General features: G+C 68.2%; 14 protein-coding genes. 3 read left to right on the forward strand and 11 right to left on the reverse strand.

Translation table 11 applies throughout. The features are described from left to right. Nucleotides 1-9: 9 nt before the first annotated feature. The 10 genes from ACGFSB_RS01580 to ACGFSB_RS01625 all read right to left on the reverse strand — a co-directional run bounded on the left by ACGFSB_RS01580 (nt 10) and on the right by ACGFSB_RS01625 (nt 11,169). Nucleotides 10-1,479: a hypothetical protein gene (locus tag ACGFSB_RS01580; protein WP_393393763.1), complete on the reverse strand. Its 1,470-nt coding sequence runs from the start codon at nt 1,477-1,479 to the stop codon at nt 10-12. Nucleotides 1,480-1,769: 290 nt separating this feature from the next. Beyond that, nucleotides 1,770-2,771: an N-acetylglucosamine kinase gene (locus ACGFSB_RS01585; RefSeq protein WP_393392427.1), complete on the reverse strand. Its 1,002-nt coding sequence runs from the start codon at nt 2,769-2,771 to the stop codon at nt 1,770-1,772. After that, entirely contained in the window at nt 2,768-4,042 is a 1,275-nt protein-coding gene (locus ACGFSB_RS01590; RefSeq protein WP_393392430.1) for a 6-phospho-beta-glucosidase, read from the reverse strand. Before ACGFSB_RS01590 ends, ACGFSB_RS01585 begins: the two co-directional genes overlap by 4 nt. Before the next feature lie 3 nt (nt 4,043-4,045). Continuing rightward, a complete protein-coding gene (locus ACGFSB_RS01595) occupies nt 4,046-4,945 on the reverse strand; it encodes a carbohydrate ABC transporter permease (protein ID WP_393392433.1) in 900 nt (299 codons plus the stop codon). Between the two features lie 4 nt (nt 4,946-4,949). Continuing rightward, entirely contained in the window at nt 4,950-5,831 is an 882-nt protein-coding gene (locus tag ACGFSB_RS01600; RefSeq protein WP_393393765.1) for a carbohydrate ABC transporter permease, read from the reverse strand. 127 nt (nt 5,832-5,958) lie between these two features. Beyond that, nucleotides 5,959-7,296 (reverse strand): ABC transporter substrate-binding protein, encoded by a 1,338-nt coding sequence (locus tag ACGFSB_RS01605; protein ID WP_393392436.1) that lies wholly within the window; start codon nt 7,294-7,296, stop codon nt 5,959-5,961. A gap of 71 nt (nt 7,297-7,367) precedes the next feature. Continuing rightward, nucleotides 7,368-8,585 carry an ROK family protein gene (locus tag ACGFSB_RS01610; protein WP_393392439.1) on the reverse strand — a complete coding sequence of 406 codons (1,218 nt, stop codon included), beginning with the start codon at nt 8,583-8,585 and terminating at the stop codon, nt 7,368-7,370. A gap of 376 nt (nt 8,586-8,961) precedes the next feature. Then, entirely contained in the window at nt 8,962-9,870 is a 909-nt protein-coding gene (locus ACGFSB_RS01615; RefSeq protein WP_393392441.1) for an aminoglycoside phosphotransferase family protein, read from the reverse strand. A gap of 229 nt (nt 9,871-10,099) precedes the next feature. After that, nucleotides 10,100-10,288 carry a DUF397 domain-containing protein gene (locus ACGFSB_RS01620; RefSeq protein ID WP_393392444.1) on the reverse strand — a complete coding sequence of 63 codons (189 nt, stop codon included), beginning with the start codon at nt 10,286-10,288 and terminating at the stop codon, nt 10,100-10,102. Nucleotides 10,289-10,290: 2 nt separating this feature from the next. After that, nucleotides 10,291-11,169 carry a helix-turn-helix domain-containing protein gene (locus ACGFSB_RS01625; RefSeq protein WP_393392447.1) on the reverse strand — a complete coding sequence of 293 codons (879 nt, stop codon included), beginning with the start codon at nt 11,167-11,169 and terminating at the stop codon, nt 10,291-10,293. Nucleotides 11,170-11,389: 220 nt separating this feature from the next. On the opposite strand from ACGFSB_RS01625, the gene ACGFSB_RS01630 reads away from it, so the two are divergent. Together ACGFSB_RS01630 and ACGFSB_RS01635 are read left to right on the forward strand one after the other, a co-directional pair. Next, nucleotides 11,390-11,836, forward strand: a complete 447-nt coding sequence (locus tag ACGFSB_RS01630; protein WP_393392450.1) for an ATP-binding protein — start codon at nt 11,390-11,392, stop codon at nt 11,834-11,836. Nucleotides 11,837-11,916: 80 nt separating this feature from the next. Next, nucleotides 11,917-12,495, forward strand: a complete 579-nt coding sequence (locus tag ACGFSB_RS01635) for a Uma2 family endonuclease (protein ID WP_393392453.1) — start codon at nt 11,917-11,919, stop codon at nt 12,493-12,495. Nucleotides 12,496-12,620: 125 nt separating this feature from the next. Here ACGFSB_RS01635 and ACGFSB_RS01640 read toward each other — a convergent pair whose 3' ends face one another. Then, complete coding sequence (locus tag ACGFSB_RS01640) at nt 12,621-13,700, reverse strand: mechanosensitive ion channel family protein (RefSeq protein WP_393392456.1); 1,080 nt, start codon at nt 13,698-13,700, stop codon at nt 12,621-12,623. 266 nt (nt 13,701-13,966) lie between these two features. On the opposite strand from ACGFSB_RS01640, the gene ACGFSB_RS01645 reads away from it, so the two are divergent. After that, nucleotides 13,967-14,503: an HNH endonuclease gene (locus ACGFSB_RS01645; RefSeq protein WP_393392459.1), complete on the forward strand. Its 537-nt coding sequence runs from the start codon at nt 13,967-13,969 to the stop codon at nt 14,501-14,503. The last annotated feature ends 19 nt before the right edge of the window (nt 14,504-14,522 follow it).

Raw genomic sequence — 14,522 nt, forward strand, 5'->3', positions numbered from 1 at the left:
CGCCCCCTCTCACCGGTACTCCGACAGCCTGCGCCCGATGCCGAGCAGGGCGCCCGCGGCGGCGAGCACCGCGAGCACCGCGGCACCTTCGGGAAGCCCGGTCATCGCTCCCTTGCCGTCCTTGGCCGCCTGCTCGAACTCGCTCTGCTCATGCGCCAGCGCGACTTCGAGCGCCTTGTCGACATTGTCGAAGCACTCCCCGGTGGGCTTGTCGCTCTTGTTGCCGACGACCTTGGCGAGTGCGCCCTTGTAGTCGCCCGCGTCGTCGGTGTCCCGCGCGGTCTTGTGCCGGTCCTTCCAGACCAGCACGTTCTTCGCGGCCGCCTCGACGGGGTTCTTGCCCGCGGCGTCGTCGGCGATGGCCACGGCCTTGCCGAGGAGACCGCTGTCGGCGCCGCCGAGGTCCTTCATCTGCGCCTGGTAGTCGAAATCGAACTTGTCCTTGATCTCCGGCTTGCTCTTCGGGCCGACCTCGACGGTCTCCGCGCCGCGGCTGACCAGTGTGAGGTTCTCGTTGCCCCGCGCCTTGAGGGAGATGATGCGGGCGTCGTGCAGCACGTTCAGGGACTTCACGCCGTGTTCGTACGAATCGTTCAGCCCCGAGCGCGCGATGGTGTGCCCGGCGACGAGCCAGAGCAGGACGACCGTGGAGGCGGCCGTCGCGGCGACCAGGCCGTGATTGAGCACGCGGTTCGTCCGCTGGTAGTTGCGCCGCTGCGCCCAGGCGAGGCCGCCGAGCGCGAGCACACCGAGCCCGATGGCGAACCAGGGATACGGCTTCGCGTCGGCGTAGTCCGCGTTCAGCCGCTGGTTCTCCGCGGTGTAGAGCTTCTCGGCGACCGGAAGCATCTTCTGCATCTTGTCGTTGGCGTACCGCAGATAGGCGCCGCCGAGCGGGAGGCCCTGGCGGTTGCTCGCGCGGGCACGCTCGATCAGGCCCGTGTACTCCGGGAGCAGCTTGTTCAGCTCGCTCACCGAGGCGGCGGCCGATGAGCCCGATTCCGCGTTCGACGCGGCGTTCGCCAGCTTCTCGGATGCCGTCGTGATGTCGCGCTTGTACAGATCGCGTACGTCGGCCGGTTCCTGACCGCCTGCGAGGAAGCCGCTGGAGGCGGCCGTGTTGGCGTCCGCGAGGGAGCGGTAGATGGCCGCGGCGTCGTCGCTCAGCGGCTGGCTGCGGTTCAGCACGCTGTCCGCGGCGGCCGAACGCTCCGACATCTGCCAGGTGGTGACCGCGCCGAACGCCACGACGAGCAGTGCGAGGACGGCGCCGATGATCCGCAGCTTGCCGGGCTCGGTCGTCGCCGCGGCGCGCAGCCTGTCCCGGCCCTCGACCCATGCGGGGCGGCGGGGCGGTGCGTTCTGCCCGGTCTGAGCGGTCTGCTCAGGTGCCGGTGCGCCCGCCTGAGGCGGCACGGCGGGCATCATCGGCGCAGCCTGCCCCGGCGGCGCGGCGCTGCCGTTCGGCGGATATGTCACCTTGACCTCGACCTCCCCCTTGGTCATCGGACGTTCACTTCCGCCCGCCGTGCGCGGTGCGGGCAGAAGTGCACGGCCGCAAGTATTGCCGCAGGGACTGACATCCGCACAGGCATTGACTGGATCTTGTTCGATCACCTGTCCGGCATCCTGCCCGGATCACGCGAAGATCGCACACCACCCCTGCCCTTGAATACGCGATTCAGAGGGGTTCGGTTCCCTGCCGGGCCGATCCGCCGGGCCGGATCAGCCGGGTCAGCCGGGTCAGCCGGGTCAGTCCGCCGGGCCGATCAGCTCAGCCGCTCCAGGCTCTCACGCCCCTCGTAGTGGCCCCGCACCCGCTCCCGCACCTCGTCCGACGCCCCCACGTGGTCGAGCCCGAGCAGCGCCGACCCCAGGACGGGCCGCACCGACACCACTTGGGCCACGGCCTTGGGTGCCCGGTCTGCCAGGAGCGCCCGGATGCGTCCGTCCAACTGTGGATGCCGGGCGGCGAGAACGCCCCCGCCGAGCACCACCGGAGTCTCCTCGTCGAGGAGTTCGAGGCGGGACAGGGCGACCACGGCCATCGCCACCACCTCATCCGCGAGCCGGTCCACGAGCTGCCGCGCCACGGGATCCCCCTCCACCGCCGTGGCGAAGAGGACCGGCGTCAGCTCATGACGCCGTATCTCGTCGATGTGCCCGAGGTGCAGCGCCTCGATCAGCGCGTACATGGAGGGCAGCCCGAAGTGCGCCGGGAGCGTGCGTGCGAGGGACGTGGGCCCGCCGCGCCCGTCCTCCGCGCGCGCGGCGTGCCAGAGGGCCTCCTCCGCCAGGCCCCAACCACCGCCCCAGTCCCCGGACATGCGCCCGATCGCGGGGAAGCGTGCCGTACGGCCGTCGGGCCGCATCCCCACGCAGTTGATCCCCGCGCCGCACACCACGGCGACCCCGCGCGGCTCGGCGACGCCCGCCCGCAGGATCGCGAAGGTGTCGTTCCGCACCTCCACGCTCCGGCCCCAGCCCCGCGCGGCAAGGGCCGCCGCCAACTGCTCCTCCTCCAGGGGGAGATCCGCGTTGGCGAGGCACGCCGAGACATGGTCGACGCCCATGCCGTCACCACCGGCGGACGCGAACACCTCGCGCACCACCGTCTCCAGGATGTCCACCGCCGCCTCCACGCCGACCACCGGAGGCTGGAACCCGCCGCCGCGTGCCGTGGCGACGACTGTGCCGTCGGCGGCGACCAGCGCGACATCGGTCTTGCTGTTGCCCGCGTCGATCGCGAGCACCGAACCGGAACCGCTCATGCCCACGCGAGGTGCTCCCGGTTGTGCGCGATCAACTGATCGGTGAGCTGCTCGGCGTACTCGTACTGGCCGATCAGCGGATGGGAAAGGAGAGCGCGGAAGACGCGGTCACGGCCGCCCCGCACCGCTGCTTCGAGCGCCAGGTCCTCGTACGCCGTCACGTTCGAGATCAACCCCGTGTAGAGCGGGTCGAGTTCGGGCACCGCGAGTGGCACCGCACCCTTCGCGCCGACGGCCGCCTGTACCTCGATGACCGCGTCGTCCGGCAGGAACGGCAGCGTGCCGTTGTTGTACGTGTTGACCACTTGATACGGGCTGCCGCCTCCGCCGACTCCGCCGAGGAGCGCCGCGGCGAGGTCCACCGCGGCCTCCGAGTAGAACGCCCCGCCGCGCTTGGCGAGGAGCTCCGGCTTCTCGTCGAGCGCCGGGTCGCCGTACATCCTCAGCAACTCAGCTTCCATCTCTGCGACTTGGGAGGCGCGCGACGGCTTCGTGCGCAGTTCTCGTACGACCTCGTCGTGGGCGTAGAAGTAGCGCAGGTAGTACGAGGGGACGACGCCGAGGCGGTCCACGATCTGGCGCGGCAGGCTCAGGTCCGCCGCGATCGCGTCGCCGTGCTCGGCGAGGAGCTTGGGCAGGATGTTCTCGCCCTCGGGGCCGCCGAGGCGTACGGCCGTCTCCCAGGTGAGGTGGTTCAGGCCCACGTGGTCCAGATGAACGTCACCGGGGCTCACCCCGAGCAGCTTCGCGAACCTCCGCTGGAAGCCGATCGCCACATTGCACAGACCGATCGCCTTGTGCCCGGCCTGTAGCAGCGCACGCGTGACGATGCCCACCGGGTTGGTGAAGTCGATGATCCAGGCGTCCGGGTTCGTGCGGCGTACGCGCTCGGCGATGTCGAGGACGACCGGAACCGTCCGCAGCGCCTTCGCGAGGCCGCCCGCGCCCGTCGTCTCCTGGCCGACGCAGCCGCACTCCAGGGGCCACGTCTCGTCCTGGCCACGGGCGGCCTGGCCGCCGACACGCAGCTGGAGCAGCACCGCGTCGGCGCCCTCGACGCCCGCGTCCAGGTCAGAGGTGGTGATGATCCGGCCCGGGTGGCCCTGCTTGGCGAAGATGCGCCGGGCCAGGCCGCCGACGAGTTCGAGGCGGTCGGCCGCCGGGTCGACGAGCACGAGCTCCTCGATGGGGAGCGTGTCCCTCAACCGGGCGAAGCCGTCGATGAGTTCGGGGGTGTATGTGGAGCCTCCGCCCACGACAGTGAGTTTCATGGTTCAGCCCTTCACTCCGGTCAGCGTGACACCCTCGACGAACGCCTTCTGCGCGAAGAAGAACACGAGGATCACAGGGGCCATGACCAGCAGGGTCGCGGCCATGGTCAGATTCCAGTCGGTGTGGTGCGCGCCCTTGAACGACTCCAGGCCGTACGAGAGGGTCCAGGCGCCCGGGTTCTCGGACGCGTAGATCTGCGGCCCGAAGTAGTCGTTCCAGGCGTAGAAGAACTGGAACAGGGCGACGGCGGCGATGCCCGGCTTCGCCATCGGCAGGACGACCCTGAGCAGGGTCTTGAGCTCGCCGCAGCCGTCGACCCTCGCCGCGTCGATGTACTCGTTCGGGATGGTCATCAGGAACTGCCGCAGCAGGAAGATGGAGAACGCGTCGCCGAACGCCATCGGGATGATCAGCGGCCACAGCGTGCCGGACAGGTCGAGCTGCTTCGCCCAGAACAGGTACATCGGGATGATGATCACCTGGGGCGGCAGCATCATCATCGAGATGACCAGCATCAGGGAGAGATTGCGGCCCTTGAAGCGGAACTTGGCGAGCGCGTACGCCACGGGGAGCGAGGACACGACCGTCAGGACGGTGCCGAGTCCCGCGTACAGGAGGGTGTTCCGCCACCAGGTCAGGAAGCCCGGGGTGTCGAAGACCTTGCTGTAGTTCGACCACTCCCAGGTGTCCGGGATCAGATCGCGGGTGAGCGTCTGCTGGTCGCTCATCAGCGAGGTGAGCAGGATGAAGACGAACGGCAGGATGAAGAAGAGCGCGACGGCGACGCCGAGCGTGTGCACGGCGATCCAGTTGAGGAACGCCTTGCGGCGCGCGGTGCGGGCGGCGGGGGTGAGTGGCGGCGGTGCGCTCAACTCACCTTTTCGTTCAAGCAGTTGGGTCATGAGGTCAGTCACCTGCCTGGATGAGGCCGCCGCGCCGCCGCATCAGGAACGCGGTGAACAGCATGGCCAGGGCGAAGAGCACGAGCGCGATCACACAGGCGGAGCCGTAGTCGAAGCGCTGGAAGCCGAGGTTGTAGACGAGCTGCGGCAGCGTCAGGGTCGACTTGTCGGGATAGCCGGGCTCGAACTGCTGCCCGGAGCCGCCGATCACGCCGGACGCGACCTTCCCCGCGATCAGTGGCTGTGTGTAGTACTGCATGGTCTGGATCACGCCCGTGACCACGGCGAACATCACGATCGGCGAGATGTTCGGCAGCGTCACGAAGCGGAACCGCTGCCACGCCGAAGCGCCGTCGAGCTCGGCGGCCTCGTACTGCTCGGTGGGCACGTCGAGCAGCGCGGCCATGAAGATGACCATGAGGTCGCCGATGCCCCACAGGGCGAGCATCGTCAGGGCGGGCTTGGACCAGGCGGCGTCGTTGAACCAGCCGGGGGTGGGGAGCCCGAGGTCGCCGAGGAGCGAATTGACGGGCCCCGTACCGGGGTTGAGCAGAAACGCGAACGCCATGGTCGCGGCGACCGGCGGGGCGAGATAGGGCAGGTAGAAGAGGGTGCGGAAGACGCCCGTACCGCTTTTGATCTTCGTGATGAGCAGCCCGATGCCGATGCCGAAGACGACCCGGCAGGAGACCATCACGGTCACGAGCCACAGGGTGTTCCGCAGCGCGGGCCAGAACAGCGGGTAGTCGTTGAAGACGTAGGACCAGTTGTCGAAGCCCGTCCAGGTCGGCGGCTTGAAGCCGTCGTAGTGCATGAACGAGAAATAGACCGTCGAGATCAGCGGATAGGCGAAGAAGACCGCGAAGCCGATCAGCCAGGGCGACATGAAGGCGGCGGTCCGGAGCGCCGCCTTGCGGCGCTTCGAACGCAGCGTGTTCGACCGTGACGGGGTCGAACGCACCGGCTTTGAACGTTCCGGCTTTGAACGCAACGTGTGCGTGCTCATCCCGGGGCTACTTCGCCTGCTCGATGTCCGTGTCGATCTCGTCGGCGGTCTTCTTCAGACCCGCCTTCAGATCCGTCTGCTTGCCCTTTTCGTAGTCGAATCCGAGATTCTGGACCGAGACGAGGTAGGGGCCGCCGTTGATGGACGCCGGGGTGGTGGTGGAGTCCGGGTTCGCGGCGATGTCCAGGAACGTCTTGAAGCGCGGGTCGTACTTCAGCTTCGGCGACTTCAGCGCGGCGAGCGTGGAGGGCACGTTGTGGATCGCGTTGGAGAAGTTCACGACCGCGTCGGTGTTCGTGGTCATGTATTTGACCAGCTCCCACGAGGCGTTCTGCTTCTTGCTGGTCGCGGCGATCCCCGCGATGGTGCCGGTGACGTAGCCCTTGCCGTACGTCTCCTTCTGGTCGTCGGGGACGGGCAGCGGGGCCACGCCGATGTCGAAGTCGGCCTTGGCCTCCTGCGCCATGCCGAGCCGCCACGGGCCGTCCATCTGCATCGCGACCTGGCCGGTGTGGAAGGGGTGCTTGGCTCCCCACTCGTCACCGAAACTCGACCGGTACTTCTCCAGTTTCTGGTAGCCGCCGAGTTCGTCGACGAGCTTCTTCTGGTAGTTGAATCCGGCCGCGAAGGCCGGGTCCTTGGCGATGTTCGACTTGCCGCTCTTGTCGAAGTACGTGGGGGACCACTGCCCGAAGTAGTGCTCGGTCGTCGACTCGTAGCCGTGGTAGTTCGGCATGAAGCCGAGCTGCTCGTAGGAGTCGCCCTTGGTCTTCGTCAGTTTCTTCGCGACGGAGGTGAATTCGGACCAGGTCTTGGGCGGGCTCTTGATCCCGGCCTTCTTGAACTCGTCCTTGTTGTAGTACAGGCCGTACGCGTCGCCGAGGAGCGGGGCGGCGCAGCGGTTGCCCTCGAACTGCGTGTACTCGTTCATCGTCTTCGGGAAGGTCTTCTCGGGGGCGATGCCCGACTTCTTGAAGAAGGGGTTGAGATCCACCCATGCCCCGGACGAGCAGAACTTGCCCACGTTGTTCGTCGTGAAGGACGAGATGACGTCGGGCGCCTTCGAACCCCCGGCCCGCAGTGCCTGGTTGACCTTGTCGTCGGTCATGTTCCCGACGACCTTGACGTGGATGTTGGGGTGCTCTTTCTCGAAGGCGTCCACGTTCGCCTGGACGCCCTTCACCTCGGACGGCGTGCTCCAGCCGTGCCAGAAGTTGAGCGTCGTCTCTTTGGACGCGTCGTCGTTCGCGCTGGAGCCGGTCGAGCCCGTACAGGCGGTGGCGAGCAGGGCTATGGACGCGGTCGCGGCGAGCGCGACGGCGGTCGCGCGGCGGGATTCGGGCATGGCGGGCTACTCCCTGGGCAGGACGGGCTCGGACGAGGGGCGGTGCGTGGGAAGGAAACCGGGGGTTCGGGTCAGCCTGAGGTGTCGAAGACCTCGTCGCGGGTGGCCGCGAGGGCGCTCTCCAGCGCGCCGCGCAGCACCGGGTGTTCGGCGACGTCCCCCACGACGAGGCGGGGACGCGAGACGGCGAGCTCGTCGAGCTCGGCCTGGATCAGTTCGCGCAGCGGCTCGCCGCCCGCGGTGTGCAACGAGCCGCTGAGCACGATGAGTTCGGGATCGAAAACGGCGATCAGCGAGGCGAGACCCGTGGCGAGACCGGTCGCGTACGTCTCCAGGAGCTGCCGGTGGGGCCCTTCGTTCACGATGGCGGCCTGCTCGACGACGGCGGCGGCGACATCGGCGTACGGACCGTGGGGGATCGGGGTGATCCCGAGATCGCGTGCGAGCCTGGGGATGATCTGCGAGCCTGCCAGCTCCTGATAGCCGCCGCTGTTGGCCTTGGTGACCTGCCGTACGAGCGGGGCGCCGGGCACCGGCAGGAACCCGATCTCGCCCGCGCCGCCGGTCCAGCCGCGGTGCAGCCTGCCGCCGATGACGAGGGCGGCGCCGAGCCCTTCCTGGTTCCACAGGAGCACGAAGTCCTCGTGGTCCTTCGCCGCACCGAGGCGCTGCTCGGCGATGGCCGCGAGGTTGACGTCGTTCTCGTACTCGACGGGCATCGGGAGCGCGGCGGCGAGCTCGTCGAGGAGAGTGGCGAAGTGCCAGCCAGGGAGGTGGCTGGCGTACCGGAGGCGGCCGGTGTTGGGGTCGAAGGCGCCCGGGGTGCCGATGACGAGCCGGTGGATGTCGGAGCGGGCGAGCCCCGCGGCCTTCACCGCGCCGTCGAGCGCCTCGGTCACCTGGCGTACGACGGGTTCGGCGCGGCGGCCCGGCGTCGGGAGCCGGAACTCGCCGACGGTCCTGCCGGTGATGTCGGCGACGGCGGCGCGGATGCGGTCGGGGTTGACGTCGAGCCCCGCGGCGTAGGCGGCGGCCGGATTGACCGCGTACAGCTGGGCGTTGGGGCCTGGCCGCCCCTCGCTCGTGCCCGTGACGCGGACGAGCCCGGCCGCTTCGAGGCGGGCCAGGAGCTGGGACGCGGTGGGCTTGGAGAGCCCGGTGAGCTTGCCGATCTTCGTACGGGAGAGCGGCCCGTGCGTGAGCAGCAGATCAAGGGCGGCGCGGTCGTTCATCGCGCGCAGGACCCGCGGGGTACCTGGCGTCGAACCGCCGCCGGCCGAACCACCCATGACCTGCTCCTCGCCCTCGCACTGCTCACGCTCGTCCGTACGGACCGTACCGGCGTCACACTGTTAGGAAACTTTCCTATTGGGTGTGAGGAAGGTAATTCCAGCGTGACGGGGGCGTCAATAGCAGGGGCGGAGGCGGCAACCAAGTCGTTACCTGGGGGGGGCACCGCAGGGGCTCCCTCGGGTGCCGCCTCCCTGCGGGTGCTGCCTGGTCCTCACCCGCCCGCCCCCGTGTCCTGTCGCATTCCAGTTGGCAGCCAGCAGGTCTCCAACTGCAGGGTTGCCAGGTAGTTTGGGAACCCCGTCGGATCTCAGTCCCAAATGAGTTGGCCTTCGCGGAACCGGAGCTCGTCGTGAGGCCGCAGCTGGGACCGGTTCACCGCTCGTCGGCAGCCTCCAGGATTGCGTGGAGACGCGACAGGCACTCGCTGACGAAGGCAGGATAGGTGCCCCAGTAGTACGACACCCCGCTGACTCCGACGGCGATGGCCCACGCCCGGGCACGCAGCCACGTCATGTCGTCGAGGTTTATGGCGTCCCAGTACGCCTGTCGGGCCCCGGGTGGAAGGTCCCACAGAGGCGAGTGCTCGGCGTCGGGAAAGCCGACTGAGAGGCATCCGAAGTCGATGACCGCGTGCAGCTTTCCCTGCTGAACGAGAAGGTTGGTGGGTTTGAGGTCGCCGTGGAGCCACACCTGTCGGCCGGATGGCTCGGGCAAGGCCAGTGCGCTCTGCCACAGGTGTCGCAGGTGCGCGAGATCGAGGTCGAGACCCTGGATAGTTCGGCAGGCGTTGAAGCACCCATTGATCCACCGGTCACAAGCTTGCAAGCCGCCTCCCCGGTACCAGCTGAGTTCGCCCTCACGAGCAGTTCCCATGAGGGGGATTGAGTGCAAGCTCTGCACGATCGCTGCCAGGTCGGCCCCGAAGGCCGGCCAATCGGTGACCGATCCCAGGTCTGCTTCATCGCCATCGATCCAGCGGTAAACCGACCAGGCGAGTGGGAAGGCGGAACTCGGAGTACCGGCGTGCACCGGCTCCGGGATGCGACAGGAAAGATGTGGCGCCAGCCGTGGCAGCCACGTCTGCTCCTTCTGTACGGCCTTCGCGTTGTCCGGAGTGCGCGGTAGCCGCATGAGCAGGTGGTTGCCGAGCCGGTACATCGTGTTGTCGGTGCCCGCACCGGCCTGCGAGATGGGGAGGGTGGCCCATTCCGGTCGCTGTTCCCGAAGCAGCGACCGGGCGATCGCCTCATCCACACGGATCTCGTTCTCATGAAGTGTCACGGTGAGAGCCTTCTTCCTTGGCTTCGCCGCCGCCAGCGATTTTCCCAAGGCTGTCACCACACAGAACGCGATCCGCTGGGAATCTGCCAGGTCCCATGAGACTGAGTGAGAATTTGCCACTTCAGTGCGACAGGACACCCCGCCTGGCGTCAACTGTCGTCACTGGGTGGGGTGGACGCGACCCCGGTGAGGACCAACGCCCCCGGCCAGCCCGCAGCCGCGCCGGGGCTCAGTGGAGTGACGTGGTGAACCTCGCCCAGGTGGCCGGGGCGAGGCGGAGTATCGGGGCGTCGGGGTCGGCGTCTGTGGCGGCCTTGGAGTCGCGGACGGCGACGGTTCCGGGGACGTTGACCGCAACTTCGACGCACTCGCCGTTGAGTTGGCTGTAGCTGGACTTCATGAAGTCGAACTCGGGCATGGTCACAGTTCCTTGCGCAGGCTTTCGATGAGTGCAACGGAATCACGTGGGGCCAGGCTGAGTCGAGCCGTGCGGTCGAAGAGCGTGCTGTACCTCGCGCTCTCGACTTCGTTCTCCACCCAGGCCGAGCCCAGCACCCTGTCGGTCTGCACCACGTCCAGGGCCTCGGCCTCCGTGAAGGAAATGATGCTGAACGGACCTGCGATGCAGGGGTGTGCGCCAGCCTTGAACGGAAGTATCTGCAGGCGTACGTTCGGCAGCTCCGCCAGTTCGAGCATGCGCTCCAATTGGGCGCGCATGACGCCAGGGCCGCCGACTTGCTGTCGCAGCGCGGCTTCCCAGACGACCGTATAGAGCTGGAGGGGGCGCTCGCCGAGGAGTCGCCTCTGGCGCTTCTGCTTGACCTGCACCAAGGGCTCGATCTCCTCGGGGTCCTCCCAGGTTCCCTCGGTCACCGCGAGCGCGCGCGTGTACGCAGGTGTCTGAAAGAGCCCCGGGACCAGCGAGGACTGCCAATTGCGGATGCGGCTCGCAACGTCCTCCATGGCGATGTACTCGGCCAAGGAGCCGGAGCCGGGAGCGTCCTGCCACCACCCCTTTGTCTTACGTCTTTCGCGGTCGAGCTTCGCCAACTCCAGTAGCCGGGCTACGACTTTGCGGTCCTCCATCCCGTAGAACTCGCACAGCACCCGGATGTCAGGGTCACGCATCGGGACCCAGCCGCGCTCCATCTTCACGATCTTCGTGCCGGTCGCGTTGATGGACTCGGCGGCCTGCTGCTGGGTCTTTCCCGCGGTGTCGCGCAGGCGCAGCAGCTCGCCACCGATCCTGCGGGCCAGGACAGTTGAGACCTGGCCCTGTCGGGGCTGAGTTGATCGCATCACGGTCACAGTGTGTCCCAAGCGCGTCACCGCGTCGACGAGTTTCACTCTCTCAGGAAGAACTTCCTGAAGTTGATTGCGCTCAGAGCTGCCGCATCGCTACGTTCAGTACTCAACCGCTGACCCAGCGGCGCCAATTGGCGGAAGCGCACCGCCCTGCCCATTCGGCAAGGGACCGGCAGAGCCACCGCCGCCCAGACCGCACATGGAGGTGCGCGTCATGGCTGAACCCGAAGCTCAACTCCCCGTCGACCCCGTCGACCTTGTCGACCTGCGCGAGGACTGCCTCAGCTACACCCCCACCGTCCGCAGCATCCCCCTCGCCCGCCGCAGAGCCGCCCGCCTCGTCAGCGAGTGGGGGCGCCCAGCCCTCGCGGGGGACGCCGCTCTCGTCCTCTCCGAGTTGATGACCAACGCCCTGCTCCACGGCAGCCTGCGGGACCGCCTCATCCGCGTACGGATCACCCTCACCGCCACCACCCTCCGCATCGAGGTCAGTGACCCGCGAGGCGAACGCCTGCCGAGTCCGCGTCCGGCGGACGGCGAGGAGCAGTTCGGGCGGGGGCTGCTGCTGGTGGGGGCGCTGGCGGACGACTGGGGTGTGGAGCCGAGGGGCGGCGTCGGTAAGACGGTCTGGGCCGTGCTGAAAGGGGGCCGCCCATGCTGACGGAACGCCCCCGCACCCAGGTGCGGGCCTCCGTATGCTGGAGATCTGACCCCCGCAGTGGCAGGAGGACACAGGTGACCATGCTCGCCGATCGCCCGCAGATGCAGGCCATAGAGTTCGAGGAAATCGCGCGTCACGCGGCCCGCACCACGGAAGGTGCCCGGCTCGAGTTCATCAATGGACACATCGGGGGGAAGGCCGTGCCCGACGGCGATCACGGACGCATCATCCAGTGGCTGACGCGTATCTGTATGCAGCATCGGCCCGAATGGTGGCTCGACCCCGCCCAGGGGTTGGTGATCGAGACCTACCGCGAGGGCCGCGCACGCCCGGACGGATCCCTGGCGCCCGCCGACGCGTTCGTCGGTGAGGGCGAATGGGCCGACCCCACCCCCGTCCTCATGGTCGTCGAGGTCACTTCCTACGACTCCGACACCGACCGACGCGACCGTGTCGAGAAGCCTCGTGCCTACGCGGAGACCGGCATCCCGGTGTACCTCCTGATCGACCGTGACACCTGCGAGCTCAAGGTGCACAGCCAGCCGGACGGCGGTCGCTACGAACAGGTTCTGACGCTGCCCTTCGGCAAGGAATTCACGCTCCCGGACCCGGTCGGTATCACCCTGGACACCGGGGACTTGAAGAACTGGGTTCGCTGAGCTGGTTCGGCCGCCGGTAGCCGTGACGGAGAGTGGAGTGGATATGTGAGTGGGGGGGGGGGGGGGGGCCCCCGGGGGGCCCCCCCCCCCCCCCCCCCCCCCCCCCCCCACTCACGTACAGACCGCTACTTCGCCAGGTTCGGCGGCGGCGTGATCGGTGACGCGGCCAGCGACTGCGGGGATGTCGAGGACGCGTACGCGGAGGGGGCCGAGATGCCTGCCGACGGGTCGGCGGCTGTCTCCTCCGCCTGGAGGGGGATGCCGCCCACGATGCGTATGCCCGCCGCGTCGAACGCCCGCTTGATGCGCCAGCGCAGCTCGCGCTCCACGCCGAGCGCGTTGCCCGGCATCGTCTTCGCGGAGACCCGTACGACCATCGAGTCGAGCAGCACGCTGTCCAGGCCGAGGACCTCGATCGGGCCCCAGAGGCGCTCGTTCCACGGCTCGTCCTTGGCCATGGCGTCGCCGACCTCGGTCAGCGTCGCCTGGACCTTCTCCAGGTCCTCGTCCGGGCGGACGGTGACGTCCACGCCCGCCGTGGACCAGCCCTGGCTGAGGTTGCCGATGCGCTTGACCTCGCCGTTGCGGACGTACCAGATCTCGCCGCTGTCGCCGCGGAGCTTCGTGACGCGCAGGCCCACCTCGATCACCTCGCCGGAGGCGACGCCCGCGTCGATGGAGTCGCCGACGCCGTACTGGTCCTCAAGGATCATGAAGACGCCGGAGAGGAAGTCCGTGACCAGGTTGCGGGCGCCGAAACCGATCGCCACGCCCGCGACACCCGCCGACGCGAGCAGCGGGGCGAGGTTGATCTCGAACGTGCCGAGGATCATCAGTGCGGCCGTGCCGAGGATCAGGAACGACGCCACCGAGCGCAGCACGGAGCCGATGGCCTGCGAGCGCTGACGGCGGCGCTCCACGTTCACCAGGAGACCGCCGAGCGCCGAGCCGTTCATGGACTGGGCCGTGCGGTTCATGCGCTCTATGAGCTTGGTGATGGAGCGCCGGATGACCACACGCAGGACGACGGCGACAGCGACGATCAGCAGGATGCGGAGCCCGATGCCCAGCCACGCCGACCAGTTCTGCTCCACCCAGCTCGCGGCGTTCGTCGCGTGCTCCTGGGCGTCTTCAAGGGTCGGGGGCTTCGGCGTCGACTTGTCGTCCGGGTCCGTTCCGGCTGCTGACAGGACGGACAGGAACACGGCGGGTACCTCCAGGCATAGCGGTCTGCCCAGGAGATGCACCGGGCAGAGACACCACACTAACGGGGCATTGTGTGTGGATCGTTGTCATGTTCGAGGGAGAGACAGTGCTCACTTGGGGAAGATGAGGATGACGTACAGGTGTGGTCGAAAACACTCCGAGCCCGTTACCAGTAGGTGGTGGCGCTTGGACCAGGCATGAGGGGAGACTGGCTACAGATCGTCCCGGCGCGAGCCACGCGCCGCCGGCGTAATAGGAGGCATCCGTGCCGCACGTCCTGGTCCTCAATGCGTCGTACGAGCCATTGGGTGTCGTACCGCTCCGCCGCGCGCTCGTCCTCGTCCTGGAGAACAAGGCTCTCTGCCTCGAGGAATCCGGCGCCTTCATGCACAGCGAGACACGCACCGTCCCCGCACCCAGCGTGGTCCGCCTCAAGCGGTTCGTCCGGGTCCCCTACCGAGGGCCTGTTCCGCTGACCAGGCGGGCGCTCTTCGCCCGCGACGGGGGTCGGTGCATGTACTGCGGTGGCGTCGCAACCAGCGTCGACCACGTCATTCCGAAGAGCCGCGGCGGCCCGCACGCCTGGGAGAACGTGGTGGCGTCCTGCCGCCGCTGCAATCACACCAAGGCGGACCGCCATCTCCTGGAGCTGGGGTGGCGCCTGCGTCACAAGCCCGCGCCGCCCTCGGGCCTCGCGTGGCGCATCATCGGGACCGGGCATAGGGATCCGCGCTGGCTGCCGTACTTGCAGCCGTTCGGCGCGGACGACGCGATGGCCCGGATCGATGGCATTTCTGCCTAGAAACCGATCCGGGCTTTGT

Source organism: Streptomyces sp. NPDC048441, from assembly GCF_043200235.1.
Classification (GTDB): domain Bacteria; phylum Actinomycetota; class Actinomycetes; order Streptomycetales; family Streptomycetaceae; genus Streptomyces.

Coding starts and splice junctions, on each gene's coding strand:
- ACGFSB_RS01585 (WP_393392427.1), bottom strand. CDS start 2,771: ATGAGCGGTTCCGGTTCGGTGCTCGCGATCGACGCGGGCAACAGCAAG.
- ACGFSB_RS01590 (WP_393392430.1), bottom strand. CDS start 4,042: ATGAAACTCACTGTCGTGGGCGGAGGCTCCACATACACCCCCGAACTC.
- ACGFSB_RS01625 (WP_393392447.1), bottom strand. CDS start 11,169: ATGCGATCAACTCAGCCCCGACAGGGCCAGGTCTCAACTGTCCTGGCC.
- ACGFSB_RS01620 (WP_393392444.1), bottom strand. CDS start 10,288: ATGCCCGAGTTCGACTTCATGAAGTCCAGCTACAGCCAACTCAACGGC.
- ACGFSB_RS01600 (WP_393393765.1), bottom strand. CDS start 5,831: ATGTCGCCCTGGCTGATCGGCTTCGCGGTCTTCTTCGCCTATCCGCTG.
- ACGFSB_RS01635 (WP_393392453.1), top strand. CDS start 11,917: ATGCTCGCCGATCGCCCGCAGATGCAGGCCATAGAGTTCGAGGAAATC.
- ACGFSB_RS01630 (WP_393392450.1), top strand. CDS start 11,390: ATGGCTGAACCCGAAGCTCAACTCCCCGTCGACCCCGTCGACCTTGTC.
- ACGFSB_RS01610 (WP_393392439.1), bottom strand. CDS start 8,585: ATGGGTGGTTCGGCCGGCGGCGGTTCGACGCCAGGTACCCCGCGGGTC.
- ACGFSB_RS01605 (WP_393392436.1), bottom strand. CDS start 7,296: ATGCCCGAATCCCGCCGCGCGACCGCCGTCGCGCTCGCCGCGACCGCG.
- ACGFSB_RS01595 (WP_393392433.1), bottom strand. CDS start 4,945: ATGACCCAACTGCTTGAACGAAAAGGTGAGTTGAGCGCACCGCCGCCA.